Source organism: Endozoicomonas sp. SESOKO2 (genome assembly GCF_024606245.1).
Classification (GTDB): domain Bacteria; phylum Pseudomonadota; class Gammaproteobacteria; order Pseudomonadales; family Endozoicomonadaceae; genus Endozoicomonas_A.
The window spans coordinates 1-18264 of record NZ_JAHHPQ010000513.1 but is presented as its reverse complement, the minus strand read 5'-3'; the positions used below and the strand labels follow the sequence as shown (position 1 = coordinate 18264).

The 18264-nt window shown below is 46.6% G+C and carries 17 protein-coding genes and 2 pseudogenes; 10 read left to right on the top strand and 9 right to left on the bottom strand.

Annotated features, from left to right (window positions below; translation table 11 throughout):
* Positions 1 to 45: 45 nt before the first annotated feature.
* A pseudogene (locus tag KDK17_RS19575) lies at positions 46 to 484 on the top strand (DEAD/DEAH box helicase family protein); the annotation flags it as partial.
* Between the two features lie 12 nt (positions 485 to 496).
* On the opposite strand, the gene KDK17_RS12375 reads toward KDK17_RS19575, so the two are convergent.
* A complete protein-coding gene (locus tag KDK17_RS12375) occupies positions 497 to 964 on the bottom strand; it encodes a DUF29 domain-containing protein (RefSeq protein ID WP_257275067.1) in 468 nt (155 codons plus the stop codon).
* Positions 965 to 1048: 84 nt separating this feature from the next.
* On the opposite strand from KDK17_RS12375, the pseudogene KDK17_RS19570 reads away from it, so the two are divergent.
* A pseudogene (locus tag KDK17_RS19570) lies at positions 1049 to 1159 on the top strand (hypothetical protein); the annotation flags it as partial.
* A 153-nt stretch (positions 1160 to 1312) separates the two neighbouring features.
* Here the strand turns inward: KDK17_RS19570 and KDK17_RS12365 are convergent.
* Complete coding sequence (locus KDK17_RS12365) at positions 1313 to 2716, bottom strand: WD40 repeat domain-containing protein (RefSeq protein WP_257280700.1); 1404 nt, start codon at positions 2714 to 2716, stop codon at positions 1313 to 1315.
* 334 nt (positions 2717 to 3050) lie between these two features.
* Here KDK17_RS12365 and KDK17_RS12360 point away from each other — a divergent pair, with 334 nt between their 5' ends.
* On the top strand, positions 3051 to 5198 hold the full coding sequence (locus KDK17_RS12360; RefSeq protein WP_257275080.1) for a type I secretion system permease/ATPase: 2148 nt from the start codon (positions 3051 to 3053) through the stop codon (positions 5196 to 5198).
* Positions 5191 to 6627: an HlyD family type I secretion periplasmic adaptor subunit gene (locus KDK17_RS12355; protein WP_257275081.1), complete on the top strand. Its 1437-nt coding sequence runs from the start codon at positions 5191 to 5193 to the stop codon at positions 6625 to 6627. Before KDK17_RS12360 ends, KDK17_RS12355 begins: the two co-directional genes overlap by 8 nt.
* Before the next feature lie 27 nt (positions 6628 to 6654).
* On the opposite strand, the gene KDK17_RS12350 is transcribed toward KDK17_RS12355, so the two are convergent.
* Positions 6655 to 9861 carry a hypothetical protein gene (locus KDK17_RS12350; protein WP_257288190.1) on the bottom strand — a complete coding sequence of 1069 codons (3207 nt, stop codon included), beginning with the start codon at positions 9859 to 9861 and terminating at the stop codon, positions 6655 to 6657.
* A 192-nt stretch (positions 9862 to 10053) separates the two neighbouring features.
* Between KDK17_RS12350 and KDK17_RS12345 the strand changes: the two genes are divergently transcribed.
* Together KDK17_RS12345 and KDK17_RS12340 are read left to right on the top strand one after the other, a co-directional pair.
* Positions 10054 to 10509 (top strand): DUF29 domain-containing protein, encoded by a 456-nt coding sequence (locus tag KDK17_RS12345; protein ID WP_257288189.1) that lies wholly within the window; start codon positions 10054 to 10056, stop codon positions 10507 to 10509.
* 173 nt (positions 10510 to 10682) lie between these two features.
* Positions 10683 to 11810, top strand: coding sequence for a choloylglycine hydrolase family protein (locus KDK17_RS12340; protein ID WP_257288188.1), 1128 nt, complete (start codon positions 10683 to 10685; stop codon positions 11808 to 11810).
* Between the two features lie 87 nt (positions 11811 to 11897).
* Here KDK17_RS12340 and KDK17_RS12335 read toward each other — a convergent pair whose 3' ends face one another.
* Positions 11898 to 12173: a type II toxin-antitoxin system RelE/ParE family toxin gene (locus tag KDK17_RS12335; protein WP_257275087.1), complete on the bottom strand. Its 276-nt coding sequence runs from the start codon at positions 12171 to 12173 to the stop codon at positions 11898 to 11900.
* Positions 12173 to 12442 (bottom strand): CopG family ribbon-helix-helix protein, encoded by a 270-nt coding sequence (locus KDK17_RS12330; protein ID WP_257275089.1) that lies wholly within the window; start codon positions 12440 to 12442, stop codon positions 12173 to 12175. The genes KDK17_RS12335 and KDK17_RS12330 overlap by 1 nt, the downstream gene beginning before the upstream one ends.
* Before the next feature lie 156 nt (positions 12443 to 12598).
* Between KDK17_RS12330 and KDK17_RS12325 the strand changes: the two genes are divergently transcribed.
* The 4 genes from KDK17_RS12325 to KDK17_RS12310 all read left to right on the top strand — a co-directional run bounded on the left by KDK17_RS12325 (position 12599) and on the right by KDK17_RS12310 (position 13887).
* The gene (locus tag KDK17_RS12325; protein ID WP_257275091.1) at positions 12599 to 12751 is read left to right on the top strand and encodes a hypothetical protein; all 153 of its coding nucleotides are present in this window, start codon (positions 12599 to 12601) and stop codon (positions 12749 to 12751) included.
* Between the two features lie 68 nt (positions 12752 to 12819).
* Complete coding sequence (locus KDK17_RS12320; RefSeq protein ID WP_257275093.1) at positions 12820 to 13110, top strand: type II toxin-antitoxin system RelB/DinJ family antitoxin; 291 nt, start codon at positions 12820 to 12822, stop codon at positions 13108 to 13110.
* Between the two features lie 139 nt (positions 13111 to 13249).
* The gene (locus tag KDK17_RS12315; protein ID WP_257275094.1) at positions 13250 to 13606 is read left to right on the top strand and encodes a type II toxin-antitoxin system RelE/ParE family toxin; all 357 of its coding nucleotides are present in this window, start codon (positions 13250 to 13252) and stop codon (positions 13604 to 13606) included.
* The gene (locus KDK17_RS12310; RefSeq protein WP_257275095.1) at positions 13606 to 13887 is read left to right on the top strand and encodes a helix-turn-helix domain-containing protein; all 282 of its coding nucleotides are present in this window, start codon (positions 13606 to 13608) and stop codon (positions 13885 to 13887) included. Before KDK17_RS12315 ends, KDK17_RS12310 begins: the two co-directional genes overlap by 1 nt.
* Before the next feature lie 304 nt (positions 13888 to 14191).
* Here KDK17_RS12310 and KDK17_RS12305 read toward each other — a convergent pair whose 3' ends face one another.
* The 4 genes from KDK17_RS12305 to KDK17_RS12290 form a co-directional block, all read right to left on the bottom strand.
* Entirely contained in the window at positions 14192 to 14965 is a 774-nt protein-coding gene (locus tag KDK17_RS12305) for an AAA family ATPase (RefSeq protein ID WP_257288187.1), read from the bottom strand.
* Positions 14966 to 15036: 71 nt separating this feature from the next.
* On the bottom strand, positions 15037 to 15810 hold the full coding sequence (locus KDK17_RS12300; RefSeq protein WP_257275099.1) for a hypothetical protein: 774 nt from the start codon (positions 15808 to 15810) through the stop codon (positions 15037 to 15039).
* The gene (locus tag KDK17_RS12295) at positions 15767 to 16171 is read right to left on the bottom strand and encodes a hypothetical protein (RefSeq protein WP_257275101.1); all 405 of its coding nucleotides are present in this window, start codon (positions 16169 to 16171) and stop codon (positions 15767 to 15769) included. Before KDK17_RS12295 ends, KDK17_RS12300 begins: the two co-directional genes overlap by 44 nt.
* A 35-nt stretch (positions 16172 to 16206) precedes the next feature.
* Positions 16207 to 17856, bottom strand: a complete 1650-nt coding sequence (locus KDK17_RS12290) for a GTPase domain-containing protein (protein ID WP_257275102.1) — start codon at positions 17854 to 17856, stop codon at positions 16207 to 16209.
* Positions 17857 to 18264: the final 408 nt, after the last annotated feature.

Sequence of the window (18264 nt, the reverse complement as noted above, 5' to 3'; positions counted from 1 at the left end):
CTCAATTTCTTGCAATCCTCGCTACGGACGCTTAAGTCCGACAGGCTGCTAGAGAAATCCGGCTGGAACATACACACGCAAATTCGCGAAGAAGTTACCTTTGCCGTTGGTCGTATAACCGTCAAAGGCACACTCCACAGCCGGGGGAGGGGAGAAAGGCGGGCTGACTAACTGCTCTTCTAACGGGACGGCCTGCCAATCGCCGTCATTGAAGCCAAAGATAATAACCACAGTGTGGGAGCAGGTCGGCAACAGGCACTGGAATACGCCGACCATCTTGATACTCCGTTCGTAAAAGCATCAGCGCCCCTTCTATATCAACAAGGACGGCAAACGTCCGCGCTACTATCAGGCCAACGCCATCAAACGGACCATTGAGGCCATCGCCAAGGGCCAGGATCGTATCCTGCTGGTCATGGCCTCTGGTACCGGCAAAACCTACACCGCCTTCCAGACCATCTGGCGACTATGGAAGTCGAAACAGAATTTGTATAAATCAGTCATGGTCCGCCTCCGGCAGCCAGTCTTCTGTCATGACTTGTTCGTAGGTCCATGGGCATTCAGTCGGGAAAGCGTCGGGTTTGCACAGCATCTCTCTGGCGGCCAGCTTTCGGGCATAATCATAAGCCTTCGGAAAAATCTCAGTCAATTTGCTATTGAGAGCAGGATTTTCCTGAAGCTCTTTCTCTATGGCGTCCCGCTGCTTGGCAATACTGGTTGACCAACTTCGGAACCAACGATCCATCTCATGCAGATCATTTTTTCCAACCTGCATCTGCCATTTAAGAGCGTGCATGAGTAATTGAGACAAACGGCTATCTACAGAACGGTAACGGGCTCTACCCATGTCCTCAACTTCCTCAACCAGGTTGTCAATGTCCAGTTCATCAAAACGGCCTTGCCTGATAAGCTCAGCTTGTTGGTAGGACCATGTGTAGAAATCAGTGTCGTACAAGTTTTCCATAAAATACCTCCATTGGCCTACCAATGTAGGCAATTAACAGAAGGGAATCAAAATGAATTACCAAAGCACAGATGCCTTTGCCGGGTGCTTTACCAGGCGGTGACGGGCAAGAAAGAAGAGCATTACATCTTCAGGCAATTCTCGCCCGACTTCTTTGACCTGATCGTCGTGGATGAGTGCCACCAGGGCAGCGCCAAAGGTTACTGTCAATCACGTTGTATCTCCATTTGTTGTAATTTTTCGGTAATTTAAGGCGTAGAAAAACCTGAGGGTCCGACATACAGGGGTATTCCGACCCCCTTCAAAAACGGATAACAGGCCATCATCATTTTGCAAACAAAAAGTGAGTCACCAGCATCGCAAAATAGCAACAGCGTTAAACAACGTGGTCACTAGCGACATCATCGAAGCAACCCGCAATGGTGAAAACGAACCAAGGGGCCGACCACCCGCTTGATGAATCTTCAGGAGATGGACGGAATGATTAAAGCGACTACCGACCACTAGCTGGTCACCACTGAAGTCAAACGTAATTCGGTTTCCCGGCCAATCCGCACTTCCATGGGGGCTGGCCAGAGTTGTTTGATAACAGATGCTACCATTGTCAAACTGAACAACGTGCAAGCCCCGCTCGCCAGCAATCAAAAAGGTATTGCTGTAGTACTGTCGGATTTCATCCAGTTTTCCCAGGTCTGGCCAGCTTGACTCGATGGTATCCTCCACTCCCTCCCCATTCGGTGGAAACATGGCATTCTCACACGGATTGAATGAACAAACCTGTTGGGTCATGGCCTGCTGCCCGGTAGCGGTTTGACATTGATGGGAATACAACCGACAACCAAGAGCTTGGTAGGAATAGTGAGCAGGACCCGTGCCAGTGGTTTGATTAACCATCTTGGGAGGGCATAAAACTAACTCTCCACCTCTATGGATAACCAACAAGTGTGCATCTGCGAAGGTAGCCCCAACGGGTTGATCAATAACCACCTCATCAATAGCCGGTGTCAGTACCGTTACAGGCCGCCAATCTCCAGCCGATTGCTCAAAGCAGGCTATTTGGTTGTCAAACGTCCAACTGACACACAATTGCTTGCTGTCTTTACTGAAACTGGCAGAGGAGCAGCCCTGGCGAAAAAGATAGTGACTTTGTCCACCAAAGCGTTGGAATGATCCCGTTTGACAGTTTTTTTCCTGCTGATAAACCCGCAACTCACCCATGAGTAGAGAGCAAGCCGCCAGCCATTTACCATCAGGGCTCACCCCAAGCGACGAGACACCAGCAAACGCCACCAAAGGGCCTGTGGTCAGCTGCCCCTGTTCCCAAATGAAGCTGCCAATACTTCCTCCCTCTTTATCCGAATCACTGGCCACGTAGAAGCAGTTTTCTCTTTTAACCAGGCTTCGGTGTTGTCTTGAGTTGGGTGATATCTGGATCGTCGTTTGCACAACACACTGGTCAGAACCCTCTGAACAATGGAATGCAAGACAGAGCCCTCTGTCGTTTAAAACAACCACTGTCATATTCGCAGTTACATTGTGTTTTTGGGCAAATAATGCAACGCCCGCAGGAGCACCAAACCATTGGGTCTTATTTGCAACCTGATAGGTTTCGTGCATCAACACATTGTCAATCAATGTCAGTCCAAGTCCGAAAGAAGGCATCCCAAAAAATAGAAAAATAACGGTAAAGCAAGTACAGCCCCCGAGAGCCTCAAAACAGGCAGAAACTTTACGTAAAATATCAGTATTCATGATCAATATTACTTCCCGGGCGGTAAGGCAGAATTTACCGTTCCAGTCATTTCCGCGAAAGTGAGAACCTCTCACGACTAAACTAAAATAGCTGACCATATAAGGTAGCATGCTTAATCAAGGGTCTGCTTACAAAAAAACTTCTAAAAAACTTCTAAAAAACTTCTCACTGTGCCTGAAAGACCAGTTTTTATGGTATGCAAAAAATTTGTAACGGGACCGCCGGGAAAGTCTACAATGCAAGACTCAACTAAACAGCTGTAACGGATTAGCGAACTGCACCTTCAGGTTGAAGCGTTTTTTTGCAACAGAACCAAGAACAAGGATATTGCCAATGGGCACTACAGATGCTGATACCGAGCCATCTGCCGGGAGTGGCTTGTTTTGCTTTTTATTGATGACGCAATACCTGAAGAAAACCATTGACATGAGTGTCATCAAACATGAGTTCTGCCCAGAGGGAGAAGACCTGACCCCACTGACTATGCTCAGAGCCGCCAGACAACTGAAACTGAGAGCCAGACAAGTTAGAATCAGGCGACAGCGATTAGCTAAAATACACTGTCCGTTTATTGCCATAGACAAAAACGAGCATTTTTTCATTATAGCCGCCATCAGCGATGGCAAAGCATTGATTCAACGGGAGGGAATGAGACCAGAGTCAATTTCTTTGGATGACCTCTGGAGTCACTGGCGTGGCCAGGCCATTTTAATGACTGATCGAAGCATTCTGCCAGGCAAAAATCAGCACTTCGATATCAACTGGTTTATACCGGCTATTGTCAAGTTTCGAAAACTGTTCAGAGACATATTGATTGCTTCGTTTTTCTTACAGCTATTTGCCCTGCTGACGCCACTTGTTTTTCAGGTGGTGATGGACAAAGTGCTGGTTCACCGGGCGGAAATGACTCTGAATGTACTGGTTATCGCGCTGCTGGCCATTTCCCTGTTTGAGGTTATGTTGGGTGGCTTGAGAACCTATGTTTTTTCACATACCACCAACCGGGTTGATGTTGAATTAGGTACCTGGTTATTCCGGCACCTGCTGAAACTTCCTGTTGCTTTCTTCCAGAATCGACCCGTGGGTCAGGTTGTGGCTCGTGTGCGTGAGCTGGAAAATGTGCGTAATTTCCTGACCAGCAGTGCTCTCACTCTGGTCATTGATCTGTTTTTCAGCTTGTTGTTTATAGCTGTCATGTTCTTCTATTCCAGTCGGCTGGCCTGGATCGTGGTCAGCTCGATTCCATTCTACATTATCATTTCTATTTTGATCACTCCCCGCCTGCGCCAGAGAACCGAAGAATTGTTTCACCGCAGTGCCATTAACCAGGCATTTCTGACCGAAACCCTGACCGGGGTAGAGACCCTTAAATCCATGGCCATCGAACCCCAGATGCGCCAGCGCTGGGAACATCAGCTGGCCGGTTTTGCCCAGGCCTCTTTCCGTTCCGTGGTGACGGGCATGTACGGCAGTCAGTCGGTACAGCTGGTGAACAAACTGTTCATCGCCCTGTTGATGTGGCAAGGATCTCTGGAGGTCATTCATGGGCATATGACGGTAGGCGAATTGATCGCCTTCAATATGATTTCAGGGCAGATTTCTGCCCCCATCCTGAGGCTTGCCCAACTCTGGCAAGACTTTCAGCAATTTCGCATTGCTATCGCCCGTCTCGGTGACATCATCAATGCCCCCACCGAGCCCCAAAGTCATTTAAGCCAATCTTCACCACCGGCAATGAAAGGAGCCATCAGGCTTGAAAATGTTGTTTTTCGCTACAGCCCTTCGAGCCCCGCAGTACTGAACCGCATAGACCTGAACATTCCTGCAGGACAAGTGATCGGCATTGCCGGCCGTTCAGGCTCTGGCAAGTCAACGCTGACCAAGCTGATCCAGCGGCTCTTTATACCAGAAAGTGGCAAGGTTTATATTGATGGTGCCAACCTTTCACTATTAAACCCAGCCTGGATCCGACGCCAGATCGGTGTCGTCCTCCAGGACAGCGTGCTGTTTAATGGCACCATTCGGGACAATATTGCTCTTGCGAATCCAACCCTGGATATGGAATCAGTCATCGCTGCAGCCCAACTGGCCGGAGCCCATGATTTCATTATCGAAATGCCCCATGGCTACAATTCTGAGCTGGGTGAGCGCGGCATAGGGCTATCAGGCGGACAGCTTCAGCGCCTGGCGATAGCCAGAGCACTGGCCACCCAGCCCAATATCCTGATTTTTGATGAAGCAACATCAGCTCTGGATTATGAGTCAGAAAAAATTATTCAGGACAACATGCGGGCTATCTGCAAAGGCCGCACCGTCATCATCATCGCCCATCGACTCTCAACTATCCGTCATTGCGATCGGATTGTGGTGATCGAAAAAGGGGTTATTGAAGAAGATGGCAGCCATAACGAGCTGGTTCAACAGCGTGGCCGCTATGCTCAGCTGTGGTCTTCACAAATCGGTGTAGCAGAACGTGTTTAAACCATTGGGACGCATATTCACGCTGATCAAGGACAGCCTGCACCATGAGAAAAAGCATCCTCAGGTCAGGCGCAAAAAAGATGAACTGGAGTTTCTGCCGGCAGCGGTTGAAATTCTCGAATCACCACCGTCACCGTTTGCTCATGTCCTGATGTTGCTAATTTGTGCCCTGCTGACTTTTGTTTTGCTCTGGAGCTGGTTCAGCTTTATTGACACCGAAGTCACTGCCAATGGCAGAATAATACCAGTGGGCAAGGTCAAGGAAATACAATCACTGATTGCTGGCCGGGTGGATACCCTTTATGTCACAGAAGGTGAGCATGTTGATAAAAACCAATTACTGATCAAGCTAAACCCCACTGAACCAGAAGCTGATATTCGCCAGATTGAAGCCATGTTGCTGCACAACCAACTCAATGTCGGGCGATTGCAATTGTTGCTTGAATCGGCAACGGAAACGCCTTTGGCTCCGCCTCCCAACCTGCAGCAGTGGATTACCCAGGCTAAGCTACCACTCTCGGGAAAGCCAAGCCCTGACCAGTGGTTTCGCCAGCAACAGTTACTGGATTATGACTACCAGCATTATCAGAGCAGCAATCAATCCATAGTGCAGCAAATCAGTCAGCGCCGGGCAAAAATCATGGCGATTCAGGCCGAAATTGATCGACTGCAAATGCTTAACCCCCTGCATCTGGAAAATGAAAAAGCGACTCGGCAATTATTGGACAAAGGCCTTGTTTCACGACTGGAGTGGCTAGCCGTCAGGGAAAAACAGCTGGATACCAGCCAGCAGCTGCAAGTCCAACAGAGTCACCAGAATGAAGCAAAGGCAGAGTTGGCAGCCCTTGTTAGCGAAAAAGAAAGTAGACAAAAAGCATTTCGGCATGAACGCATGGAAAAACTCAATGAGTTCAGTGACAAGATTACTGAACTAGAGATCAGCATTATTAAAGCCAGGGAACACAACCAGAATTGTTATATCCGGGCACCGGAAGACGGCACGATACAACAATTATCGGTGCTGGGTGACGGCTCGGTGATCCAGCCGGCGGTCACTTTGATGTCGTTGGTTCCGGACAATGCCCAGCTACAGGCGGAAGTCATGGTGGAAAACAAGGATATCGGTTTTGTGAAGGTGGGGATGGTGACCGATATCAAAATAGAAACTTTTCCATATACATTTTTTGGCTATCTGCAAGGCGTAGTTGAGCTGGTTTCCAAAGATGCACGGAACCTGGGCGAGCAGGGATTAATGTACCCGGTATACATCCGATTGAACCAGCAATTTGTCAATGTTAACGGTCAGAATGAACCTTTGCATGTGGATATGATGGTCTCTGCCGAGGTAAAAACCGGTAGACGCCGACTGCTGGAATTTTTTCTGGAACCCTTTTTGCGCTACCGGGATGAAGCACTGAATGTCCGTTGAGGGTGTGTTGAAAACAGACTCCCGGCCTCAGGCTGGGCTGTCCAGAGACTTTTGAGTGAGACTTAGACGCTTCTGCTGCTCAACCTGGTCCAGCTCCAACTGGTATTGCATCTTCCTGAGCCTGCGATTGAACACAAAAGTCGCTAACCAGACGGCTGGGTTGTAAGAATCCTGCTTTTTCAATTGAACAGAAGGTGACTGAAGTTGCAGCCTCGAACCTTTTCCGACAATGGGCAGAACCACCTGTACGGTCATCTCTTTCTTACCGAGGAAGAAGCTCATCCACAAGGACAGTTTTTTCATCAAGCTCTGTGGAGCAATTCGCATTTCGAAATCAGCCATCCTTTTTCCATCTTTTGTCCGGAACTGTGGATTAATTACCCCTACGCAGTCTTTCAAGTCATTGAACTTTAATGCCTCTGGTGACTTTTCTGTGGCAGGCTGGACAACGGCCTGGGATAAAGGCTTCCTGACCGGTGCTTCTTCGGCTTTGGGTGTTTCGACTTTGGATGCTTCGACTTTGGATGCTTCGACCTTTTCAGGTAACGATGATGAAGGTGGTGTGACTGCGTCGGTTATTCGAGCGTTAACTGTTGTTGACTGAAGCCGTTCAGGCTCAAAAACAGAAGATCGTGCCATTACATTCTGCGGAGGTTCCGGATTTGTCGGCACACTATCTATTGAAAGCGTGTCATCTGTGGGCACACTATCTATTGAAAGCGTACTATCTATTGAAAACGTACTATCCATTGAAGTTGTTACGACAGGATCAGGTTTTGAGACCTCAGCATTCGGGGTTGAGTTCTCTGGTGATTTTGGTTTTGAAAAAGGGGAAGTCACTTCCCTGTTCAGGGGTACCTCTACCTCCGGCAGCGATGAACTCCGTGATACTGACGGTTCATCTTCCAATGAATCCAGAGAGGTGGAGCTGTTATAACCTTCACCAGTTTCGTCCTGAACAGGTTCATCCACCCTCTCTTGCTGCGGCTCTTGTTGCGATTCGTTCTGAGAGAGCGGCAATACCAGGTGCTGCAGTTTTTCTGGCGCAAAAACAACGGGATCAGCAAAAACGCCCTCTTCACAGAGTTTCCAGACTTTCTGCTGAGACTCCTGGGTTAAACCTGCCGACGCCAGTGCTGACGACATCTCCACTGCATCAACATCATTCGAAAGCAGGTCTCCGGTTTTCTTTACAAACTCCTCGCTGCGCTGCTGGTACTGGCTATCTTTCTCCGCTGAGAAAGTCACCTCCCCCTGCCGGGTCAGGCAGGAAACCGTACCCAGATCAATCTCCAAATAATCAGAGATTTGAGCCCCCCCCGAGTGCTTCTTTTTGGCCGTCTCCCTATAAATCGGCATAACGACTTTTTCCAGTGTGTTGGAGTCCACTGGAAACTTCAGCTGCAACAGTTCCTTGACCAGGGGTCCATAGGGTGGGCGAATTTTGATAGCTGCGCCTCTGGCGATGACCGGTACCGACCTTTTCTCTCCCGTCGCTTCGTTCTGAACGGTGATATCGCTGGCCATCTCCGGAATACTCAGCTCCACGACACCGCGTTCACTGAAAGAAAAATCAGATACATTGATCTTGAGCTGATTCAAGTCAACAGAGCAGGTATTTGATACAGGAATATTCATTTCCGGAATATCAAAATGCTTTTGTAAGCCTGCCGGGTTGGCATTGGCCACAGCCGCCAGCCCATAGACCAGATCGATCAGCACCCGGTTCATCTCAACGTACGACTCAATATCTTTTAATCGTTTTTGCTGAACGTCTCTTGCCTGTTTGCTAAACATTAACTCGCGGCTTTTGACTGCTTTCTCTTTCGCTACCATTTCCAGCTCGCTGGCCGCTTGATGATCCATTTGTTGACACCGGTCTTTTGCTTCGCCCTCAGGCATGCGTTTCATATCTTCCCGGAGTTGACCAAGATCGTCATTTCGCTCTTTTTCTTCTTTGGCCAGATTTTCGCATACCACTTCCAATCCTTTATGCTTCCATTGCTTCTCAGCTTCCAATGCAGCAAGAGGAGGCTTGGAGCTTCCCGACATTAGCGGGATCACCAAATCAATCAGCGAGTGAGCAAACGGAGCGTCTTGCAGCGCCATAGTTTGTCCATCTTTTTTCTCTAACTGAAGGCTTTTAACAGACACTTCAGCCACATCACTGAACCTGGATTTAGGCGGGTTTGTGAACATGCCATCAAAAACAGGCTTCAGCGCTTTGTGCAATCCATAAAGATGCATGGGAGCTTTCACGATATTGCCGGTCAACGCCTTGTGCAAGTAGCCACTGGCCGGAGGCTTCATTTTGATACGGATGCCTCCGGATAAAGTCATTGGCTCGACCTCGCCACTGGCACCCATTGACGATACATCTGCCCTGATATCGGCAATATCCAGTGTCAGCTCACCCGTGGGTGACAAAGAACACTGCTCTATAAACACACCAACGTTTTGCACCTTCAGCTCAGCACCGGTCGATAGTTTGGTCGACATATCTCCCAGATTGAGGTGATAAACCTTGCCAGCAGACGGCCCTTTTTCGGACTTTTTAAAAACGTGTTGAAGCCCATGTATCAGTTTAAGTCCGGGACCCATTTGCTCTTTGATCAACGCCAGGAAGTCTTGCATCTCTTTCTTGATCGTCTTATCCCAGGCTTCCAGGAGAGGCTCTGTCTGATTGATCCCCTGAATGTTTAGCTCCAGCCTGCTCAGTTCAGCTCTTAATTCAAAAAACCTTTTTTGGAGTTCTGCAAATTGATGCTGCTCGTCAGGTTTCAGGTGGGGAAGCTTTTGTCTTAATTTATTCTGTTTAACCTGAATGGATTTCATCTCAGCCATAAAGGTCTGCAGTTTCTTTTTGTTTTCCCCAGCAAACTTTTTATTGCTATCTAACTGGTCGTTGGCCTTGTTGCCAAGGACGCCCATTCCGAGTCGGATGAACCCCATCGCTGCAGTGGAAAAGGTTCGCAGGAGGGCGTTCCAGAAGCTGCCCTTCACTTTCTCAATGACAACATCCCGTTTGTGGATAGGTACATAAGGGGAGTGCTGGCCTGCTTTACCTTCCAAACCTTCCAATGCAGCACCGGTCGTTTTGTGAACAGACACGTCCCGGGGGCCCATATTGACCTTCGAGGGTTGGGTATTACCGGAGGGTATCGATGGATTTTGATGTGTATCCTGCCTGCCCCTTGGGCCATTTACAGGAAGATTGGGGCCGCCAGTTTTCATGTCATTAACCATGCTCAGATAGTAGATTTTTATATCGCCACTTTGCTGCTGAGCTTGAAGCAGGCCAACTTGTCCCTCCTTTCCCCACAGGTGTTTTTTTGGTGCATGATTGCTTGTTTTATAATCGCCAAGAGGTAGCGGTCGGGTAAGAGATGATTGTGTATACTGACCATTGACCAGAGGAGACCCTCAATGAGCGATTTGTACGAAACTGATTTCTATAGCTGGTCGTACCAACAAGCCGAGTTGATCAGACAAGGCCGTTTCAGCGAGTTGGACATCGACAATCTGCTTGAAGAAGTTGAAGACATGGGCAAGGCTCGTTACCGGACTTTAAAGAGTTCTCTTGAGCAGTTGTTTCTCCATGCGCTTAAATGGCAAATGCAATCGAAAAAGTATGATCTTCATGGCATGGATCAGTGGTATCGGAGTTGGGCGATCAGTATCGGCAAGCAACGAATTGCCATTCAACAGGAGTTGGAAGAAAACCCGGGGCTAAGCAATAAGCTGGATGAGATTTTTTTAAAGGCTTATAAACATGCCAGGAAGTTAGCCGCCAACGATATGCAGTGCAAAACGAATGATTTCCCGCCTGAATGCCCATGGAGTTATGAGCAAATCATGGAGGAAGGTTGGTTGCCTGATTAATAGTTAGGTCATGGGCAGCCCCTGCCAATTAACAATCGTCACCGATCAACCGTTCATCAATTCTTGCTATTTACCCTCACCTGCAGGCACACCCTTAACTGATTAGCCATGCCCAACTCATAATAAGAGACTATACTTTCCTCGCGCCTGACTCGTCACAAAGAGCACTTTTCATGAACATTCCTTCGTTAAAAGTACCGGTCGTTACAACCTTTATTCTAAGCGCAATCCTTCTTATCACCGTTGTTCAGACTCCAATCGCTCTGGCCTGTACAGCCATTACGCTGGTTTCAGAGGACCATGCGGTCATCCAGGCTCGCACTGAAGAGTGGGGAACCTTCGATCTGGAATCAAAAATTATGGTGATACCACGAGACACTGCCTTTACAGGTCTCACACCCGATGGCAAACCGGGCTTAAGGTGGAAAACCAAATACGGAGTTGTTGGTATCAATGGCCTGAACAAACCGTCGCTTATCGATGGAATGAACGTAAGAGGCTTGGCGGTTTCAGTGCTGTACTTGCCCGGCGTCGCCGAGTTTCCACCCTATGACCCTGCCAAAGCAGCAAACACAATCGGCCCTCAAGACATCAGCAACTGGGTACTGACTACTCAGTCTACGATAAAAGAGGTAAAGCAAAATCTTCCAAAAGTAGATGTTGCCCCCGTGAAGGAAAAAGGCTTGGGCAATATCGTGCCGCCGATTCATTTCATGATGACAGATCGCTCAGGGGCATCAATTGTGGTGGAGTACACCCATGGCGGCAAGCTAAGTATTTATGACAACCCCGTCGGCGTGTTGACCAACAGTCCAGAATTTCCGTGGCATCTGCAAAACCTGAGAAACTACGTCGGCCTTACCGCTAAAGCGAAACCGGGCATTAAAGTAGGCGATCTGGAGTTAGCCCCTCACGGTGCTGGTTCGGGCATGATAGGCCTGCCTGGCGATTACACTCCCGTTTCCCGATTTGTTCGGGCTGCAGCACTGAGAAACTCAGTACGCCCACTCAAAGACGGTTATGCCGCCGCAATGGAAGCACTGCGCATCCTGAACAATTTTGATATTCCTTCTGGTGCAGTACTGGCCAGAGATGAACTCCCCAAAGACGACACTCTGGGTTCCACTCAGTGGACGACAGCCATGGATACCAAAGACTTGAAATACTATTACAAAACCATGTTTAACAGCCGTATTCGAGAGATTGATTTTGCATCGGTAGACTTTGATAAATCCGGGATTCGCTACCGCGATCTGGATCTGAAAAAACAGCAGGATTTGAAGGTCGTGGATATTAAGTAGTCACTGCTATGATTTAAACGCCGGGCCTTGTGGCTCAACAAACAAGATTGAACCGCTCGGATTCTCGGGTACCTATGACGTGGAATACTATCGATCTTCACGGGTATGCCAGAGCCTCAAAATATAAATGTTTGAGTTTTGGATTTCGTAGCGCATTTCATAGGGCCCTACCAGCACCTTTCTGACTTCTCTGGGGTCAAAAGCTTCAAGTCTTTCACCAAGCCTTGGATTTTCTATAAGACTGGCAGGACTGGATGTCAAAGACTGAACTGTTTTAGCTGCTGCGTGCTTATTCACAAGAGCTAAAAAATCATACAGCCGCGACAAGTCAGAAAGAGCTTTACTCGTCCACTTTATTTCCATTAGCGCGGCACCGGCAAGGGGGTTTCAGTTCCAAGACTTTCTGCCCACTCCTGCACGGCCTGATGATCAATGACAGCATTTGCGTCTACATCTGCCAGTGCTTCCCGGGTTAGCCTGTCGCGTTCCTCTTCCTGATCAATCCAGGCAGATAGAGCCTGTTTGATAATCCATCCCCTTGATCGCTCAAGTCTTTTTGCCAGCTGTTCCACTTTTTCGGCCAAAGGTAATGGCACATGGGCAGTAAGTACCTTTGTGTCTGTTTGAGCCATGATAATCCCTCTCTTAATCAGATATTAACAACTTTGAAAAATAGTGATTAATTATGATTAAGTCAATAATATTGCCAGATTTTGGTCTACCTTAACCTGACGTCAATTTGATCAAGATCAGAATGTCCAGATGGGATTACAAAGTGAGGATTGAAGATGAAAACCGGGAAGAATTCTATTATCAGTGAATTCAACCGACCACGCTATTCAATGGATGAATTGCTGGCCCAGTGCGATCTGTCAGCCGCCATGCCGGAAGAATTTACCGAATGGGATTCCATCCCGCCTGTTGGGGATGAAGCACTTTGAGCGTTTACGACTGTGGCAATATTGTCCGAGTGAATAGAAATAAACATTACTTAAAAAGGATATTTGTTATGGCTCATACATCAATGCTGCACGTCCGTGTAGATGCCGCATTAAAAACAGAAGCAACCGAAAAGCTGGCCAACTTCGGCTTAACCCTGTCTGATGCGGTTCGGATCCTGCAAACCCGGATAACCAAAGAAGGTGGCCTGCCCGTCGGCCTCACCAGTGACCCTGAAGCGCATGATGCCTGGTTCCGGGAGCAGGTTAAGCAGGCCTTGAACTCTGAAGATGTTTTATCCCATAACCAGGTTATGGATGAAGCCCAAGCCTTGATCGAAAGGAAAAAACAACGTGCATAAATTGGAGTGCTTGGGCCCTGCTCGTAACGACCTTTTGACCATTATTGATTATATCTCCGATGATAACCCAGAGGCGGCCCTTCGACTCAAGGACGAAAGTGTAAATTGCCAAACGTACCAATTTTGGTACAATTAAGAAATGAAAATTATAGCCGTTCGATTCTTTGTTGCGTCTTCAGGGAATGAGCCTGTCCGGGAGTGGCTGAAATCATTGTCCCGTGATGATCGCCGGACGGTGGGTGAAGACATTAAGACGGTTGAGATTGGCTGGCCTATCGGTATGCCACTGGTAAGAAAAATGGATGCGAAGCTTTGGGAGGTTCGTATCCATCTATCGGATGCCCGTATTGCCAGAGTGCTCTTCACAGTAGCCGGTGCTGACATGGTGTTACTGCACGGCTTTATCAAAAAGTCGGATAAAACCCCGGCAAACGATCTTAAGCTCGCAAAAACACGCCGTGATGACGTGCTAAGGGAACAAAAAGGAGGCAAGTGATGAGTAATCCCCATATTGGCAGTAGTTTCGACGACTTCCTGGAAGAAGAGGGCTTGCTGCCCGAATGCCAGGCAGAGGCTATAAAGCGAGTCCTGGCCTGGCAAATCAGCGAGTACCTGGAAACAGAGAAGGTCAACAAATCAACCTTTGCCCGCCGCCTGGGCACCAGCCGTTCACAACTGGATCGTCTTCTTGATCCCAACAGCACCAGCCTGAACCTGAAAACACTGGCGAATGCCGCTCTGGTGATGGGGAGAAAGCTGGAGTTGAGGATTGTTTGATTTGCCCGGTTCTTAGCCAGGTTGGCGGTAGATGCTTTAACGGGCTTGTTTTCCGATAAGGTCTGCAAGAGTCGCTTTGCCTGTTGGGTTACCAGATAAAGCCACTCAGCTGATTTTCTTGCACAAAATGACCCAAAATAAATTTCGGTTTTCATATTTGACTCTCCAGCTCACTCAGGGCAATCGTTCGAGTAAATCAGGTAGTTATTTCAAGCTGTAGAGAGTGTCGGTCAATAAACTGTACGTTTTTTCAAGTCTCGACAATGCTTCCTAATATTAAGCCTACCAAGCAGTTTGACTGAATTTAGAGTGTTTCAATATTTGAGATATCCTCTAATAAGATCGTCCTTCTGTCTTCTTCCGAAATACTAGAAGCAGACCCTCTTCGTTCTCCTAATCTATCATTTTGATTTTTAATTATTTGATCAACTATATTCCTGACAGCTCTCGTGTTTCCAAATTTCCTACCTTTTTCATAGCGCTGCTTTTTCAATAGCTCTGCAATGGAACCCTTAATGTCATGGCTTGCCAGCTCTTTATTCTTTTTAAAAATCATATTTTGAAAAATCTGCATAAGGGTTTTTATTGATGGATCTTCAAGCTCCAGTCTCACAGGGAAACGACTATCTAAGCCTGGGTTTTGATTCATGAAATCGCGCATCTCTTTAGAATAACCCGCAACGATAACAAGAAATCTTCCCCTTTGATTTTCAAGCTCTGGAAGTAGTGTGTTAATCACTATTGATCCATATTCATAACCTTGGTCTTTAGAGGCCAAATTATAAGCTTCATCAATAAATAGAACCCCTCCTTTTGCTTCTTTTATTGCCGCATTTGTTCGATCTTCTGTTTGACCCATATACTTTGCTACGAGGTCTTGACGTAGTTTTTCAACTACGTCAGGTTTATCCAGTATTCCAAGATCATAATATATTTGTGCAAGAGTTCTTGCCATTACTGTTTTTCCGGTACCTGGATTACCCAATAACGCTATATGGAATATTGGAACGGAATGACTCACTAGTAAAGAATTAATTGTACGCGGAACCTCTTTTTTCAAATTTTCAAGACCAACCATATTATGCAAATCTCTATATCCTTTGATAGCGTATATTTCATAAATTTTATCGGGAAGATCAGAACGTTCTATTAACTCGTCAACAGGTGGCTTTTTTCTTCATTTTTATTATCAAAAAGATGTAGAGAAAAAGAATAGTTTCCTCCATATAACTTTTTCCTTATTAATGAATTTTTAAGAGGCTCTTTTAAAGTTCTCAGCTCTTTCGCACTAAGCTTCTTAAACAGATTATGGGTTGCAGTTGTGTAGCTACCATATTCTCTCGCGAAAGGATCAGCTCCTTTTTCAAGAGCTTCTACAATACGATCAATGTTTGGTCTACTCTCACTTGCTTCATCTAGGAGAGTTTGTGAGGGAGTTTGTGGCTTTTTATCCTTTTTAGGCCTCACAATGTCACCCTCTTTAGGCCCCAAAACGTAACCCTCCAGCCATCTAAGAAGAGGTGCATAAATTTCATGTACTGCCTCAATAGCCTTTTCTTGCTTACCTGTTAGAGGGTGATCGTCCTCAAATTCAGCAAAAAATTCAGTTATTGGTTTATAACCCTCATCTACATGCTCCATTCTATCTGACCTATAGTTCGAGTGATAATATTCCTTAATGTATGTATAAAAGCCTTCACTAAAATAAATATGCAGAAATGATTTAGGTACTGCATATAGCCAGAGGAAAAACTTGTTTCGCGTGTAGTAATAGAAGACTACATCCTTATATGCAGTGGTCGTCATAGTACTTAGCTCAGCACCAAATTCTCTTTTTATTTCCTCGCACTTTTCTTCAAGGCTTATTCCATTAAAAAAACTATCTAATTTTTGTGCGATTTCTTTTAAGGTCGTTGATGTCAAAATCCAATATTCTGGCAATAGCAGACAAAGGCTCTTCAGTAGTTTTAAATGATTCCATTAATGCTTTATCTACTTTTGTTCTAAAAAAAGAATCATTATATATTCTGCTACGCAAAAACCTTGAATATATTTTCCCTTTACAGGTTTCTTTTCCACCAAGTTGTTCAATAATAGCTGAATTTAAAGCATCTATATTTGAGGTGATTATTGTATCAGCTTGAGTGAAAACAAGCTTTGGAGGCTTTGAATTGTCTGCATAGTACTTTGTGATTTTTTCCTCAAATTTAACCCTTGCATTTATTTTAGCTTTGTATTCAGTCTTTAAGCCTTGTACTTCACTGTCCTTTTCTATTTTAATCAATGCGTCAAGCTTATTTCTTACGAAAATTATTTTCCCTAAAAAACCTTGTTTTTCAGCTGGTCCAATAGTCCATAGTTAGACTCACTTGAAAGATCTTGCTGCATCACAAAAACAATGACGTCTGGGTTACCGATAAAATTAGCATTTCGAATAACAAACTCAGAGGTAGGGTTGTCTTCGTGCCCAGTTCCAATTAATGACCGGAACCTTACTTGTGATACGGTCACAACAGGATCCTCCTCGAGTGTAGGGGCGTCCTGAATATTCTGTAACTTTTCGTATCCCAAGATTGCATTTATCAGGGATGTCTTGCCTGTACTGAAAGGCCCCAAAAAGAGAATGTCGACCGTTTCATTTCCTTGGTCTTGGGCAGTGTCTTTTTGACGATCGTTATTCACAGAGCCATCTCCTTTATCGGCTTGCCCGCTTTGCCCACCCTCTTCTTCAGAACTGAAGCCCGTTTTATTAACTCTATCTTGCCTTCCTGAACTCCCTGCATCACTGCTCTGCTGCCCTGTAGAAGAGGGTGTATTCCCCCTTTTCTGAATCGATCCCTGCCCATTCATCCCTTGATGTAACAATTTGCTGATTTCACCCCCATCATAAATAACACCAATATCCGGAACTGAGTCATGAATTTGTTCTTTCCGGGTCAGGCTTTCCAGCCAGTCCAGCTCAAATTGCAAATTAAATTCACTGTCATTCTGTTCCAGTACAGAGGCCAGTTGCTTCTCAACAGCCTCAAGAAATTCCTTCTCACTGGCTGTATCGCTTCCATCAAAGTGCGTCTGCACATCCAGTAGCAAATCAACCAATTGTTCCCGCCCATTCAGTTTTGATGTCAGCCAGTTCAGCAACGCTGGGGCACTGGTCATATATTCCGCCAGCTCTGAACATTCGTCACGACGGACAGGAATACTGACGGGTTTGTGGCCATCAGTACGCAGTATGATATTGATCTCTTCGCTATACCCAAGCTGATCTAACAAATCGTAATAAAGCCGGGTTCCGGGAATAAAATCCCTCAGTCCTTCAGGCAGTCTCAGGGCGGGAAGTACCATTAGACTGTATGCGTCACTGGTCTGGAAAGGAATCCAGGGCGGTCGTTTTTTGTGCTGCTGATCGTCATCAAAGCTGAAACCGCCTCCACCTTCGGTAAGAATGGTGCCTTCTGAGGGTAAAAAGGAAGGTGGTAGCCCTCCACCATTATTAGTAGAAGTGTTTTGTCGTATGTATTCGGGTTTACCTTCAACAGCCAGGAAAGGTTTCTCTGAATGCAGCAGGTCAAGGAAATGGTATGGGTAGATACTGTTATCAACGGTGCATGTTTTTGGGTGCAGGATTTCCAGTGTCGTTTCTGGCTCCGTTATGGTGAGTTGGTAAGAGTAAGTCTGCTTTCCATCTTCTGCGAGGGTAATAAAGGCGGGTGTCTCGCTTGCCACTCGGTCAGCACAAATCACAAAATTCTGGTATGGCTGGGAGGTCAATCGAACCCATTTCTTGTCAGTCCGCAAGGATTCCTGCTGTTTGCGTTTAGGCGTTGACCAGAATCGTGTTTTAAGATTTCCCTGTTCGCTGATGAGTTGGGGAGGTTGCCATTCCGGGTATCCCTGGTTTGCCTCTGACTTAATAGCGGTCAGGCTGAGTGCGATTGCGAGGATAACTATCGGAACTGGAGGGCTCATTGCGGGTACCCATCGAAGAGGAATTAAGTAGAGGCCCCCATCAGCAGGAACAGGGTGCTCCTGATTATTTGTTGGTCTTTTGTGTGGTTTATCGCTGCTTTAACGGATCACTTAGGTATGGGTTTAAGCTCGTCTGATCCTTCAAGAGCTTAACAGTGCTTAGTTTTCGTTACCGTGAATCTTTGTCGTGACAGACCAGTAGTGAATTTAGCCAACTATGTACAGACAGGCAACCGAAACGCTCTGCACTTGCGCGGCCTTTTTGCCTTATATCCCCGCCCGTGTCAGGGTATCGCAAAACCCTGGCTCCCACGCTTTTAGGCCCTGTGGATCCCAGCGTGGAAATGGGCATAAGCCGCTACTAAAAATCTAACATAATCTGTAATTATGTAGACTTATCTACGCCGT

Coding starts and splice junctions, on each gene's coding strand:
- KDK17_RS12340 (WP_257288188.1), top strand. CDS start 10,683: ATGAACATTCCTTCGTTAAAAGTACCGGTCGTTACAACCTTTATTCTA.
- KDK17_RS12290 (WP_257275102.1), bottom strand. CDS start 17,856: ATGAGCCCTCCAGTTCCGATAGTTATCCTCGCAATCGCACTCAGCCTG.
- KDK17_RS12365 (WP_257280700.1), bottom strand. CDS start 2,716: ATGAATACTGATATTTTACGTAAAGTTTCTGCCTGTTTTGAGGCTCTC.
- KDK17_RS12375 (WP_257275067.1), bottom strand. CDS start 964: ATGGAAAACTTGTACGACACTGATTTCTACACATGGTCCTACCAACAA.
- KDK17_RS12310 (WP_257275095.1), top strand. CDS start 13,606: ATGAGTAATCCCCATATTGGCAGTAGTTTCGACGACTTCCTGGAAGAA.
- KDK17_RS12345 (WP_257288189.1), top strand. CDS start 10,054: ATGAGCGATTTGTACGAAACTGATTTCTATAGCTGGTCGTACCAACAA.
- KDK17_RS12325 (WP_257275091.1), top strand. CDS start 12,599: ATGAAAACCGGGAAGAATTCTATTATCAGTGAATTCAACCGACCACGC.
- KDK17_RS12305 (WP_257288187.1), bottom strand. CDS start 14,965: ATGGTTGGTCTTGAAAATTTGAAAAAAGAGGTTCCGCGTACAATTAAT.
- KDK17_RS12320 (WP_257275093.1), top strand. CDS start 12,820: ATGGCTCATACATCAATGCTGCACGTCCGTGTAGATGCCGCATTAAAA.
- KDK17_RS12315 (WP_257275094.1), top strand. CDS start 13,250: ATGAAAATTATAGCCGTTCGATTCTTTGTTGCGTCTTCAGGGAATGAG.
- KDK17_RS12330 (WP_257275089.1), bottom strand. CDS start 12,442: ATGGCTCAAACAGACACAAAGGTACTTACTGCCCATGTGCCATTACCT.
- KDK17_RS12350 (WP_257288190.1), bottom strand. CDS start 9,861: ATGAAAACTGGCGGCCCCAATCTTCCTGTAAATGGCCCAAGGGGCAGG.
- KDK17_RS12360 (WP_257275080.1), top strand. CDS start 3,051: ATGGGCACTACAGATGCTGATACCGAGCCATCTGCCGGGAGTGGCTTG.
- KDK17_RS12335 (WP_257275087.1), bottom strand. CDS start 12,173: ATGGAAATAAAGTGGACGAGTAAAGCTCTTTCTGACTTGTCGCGGCTG.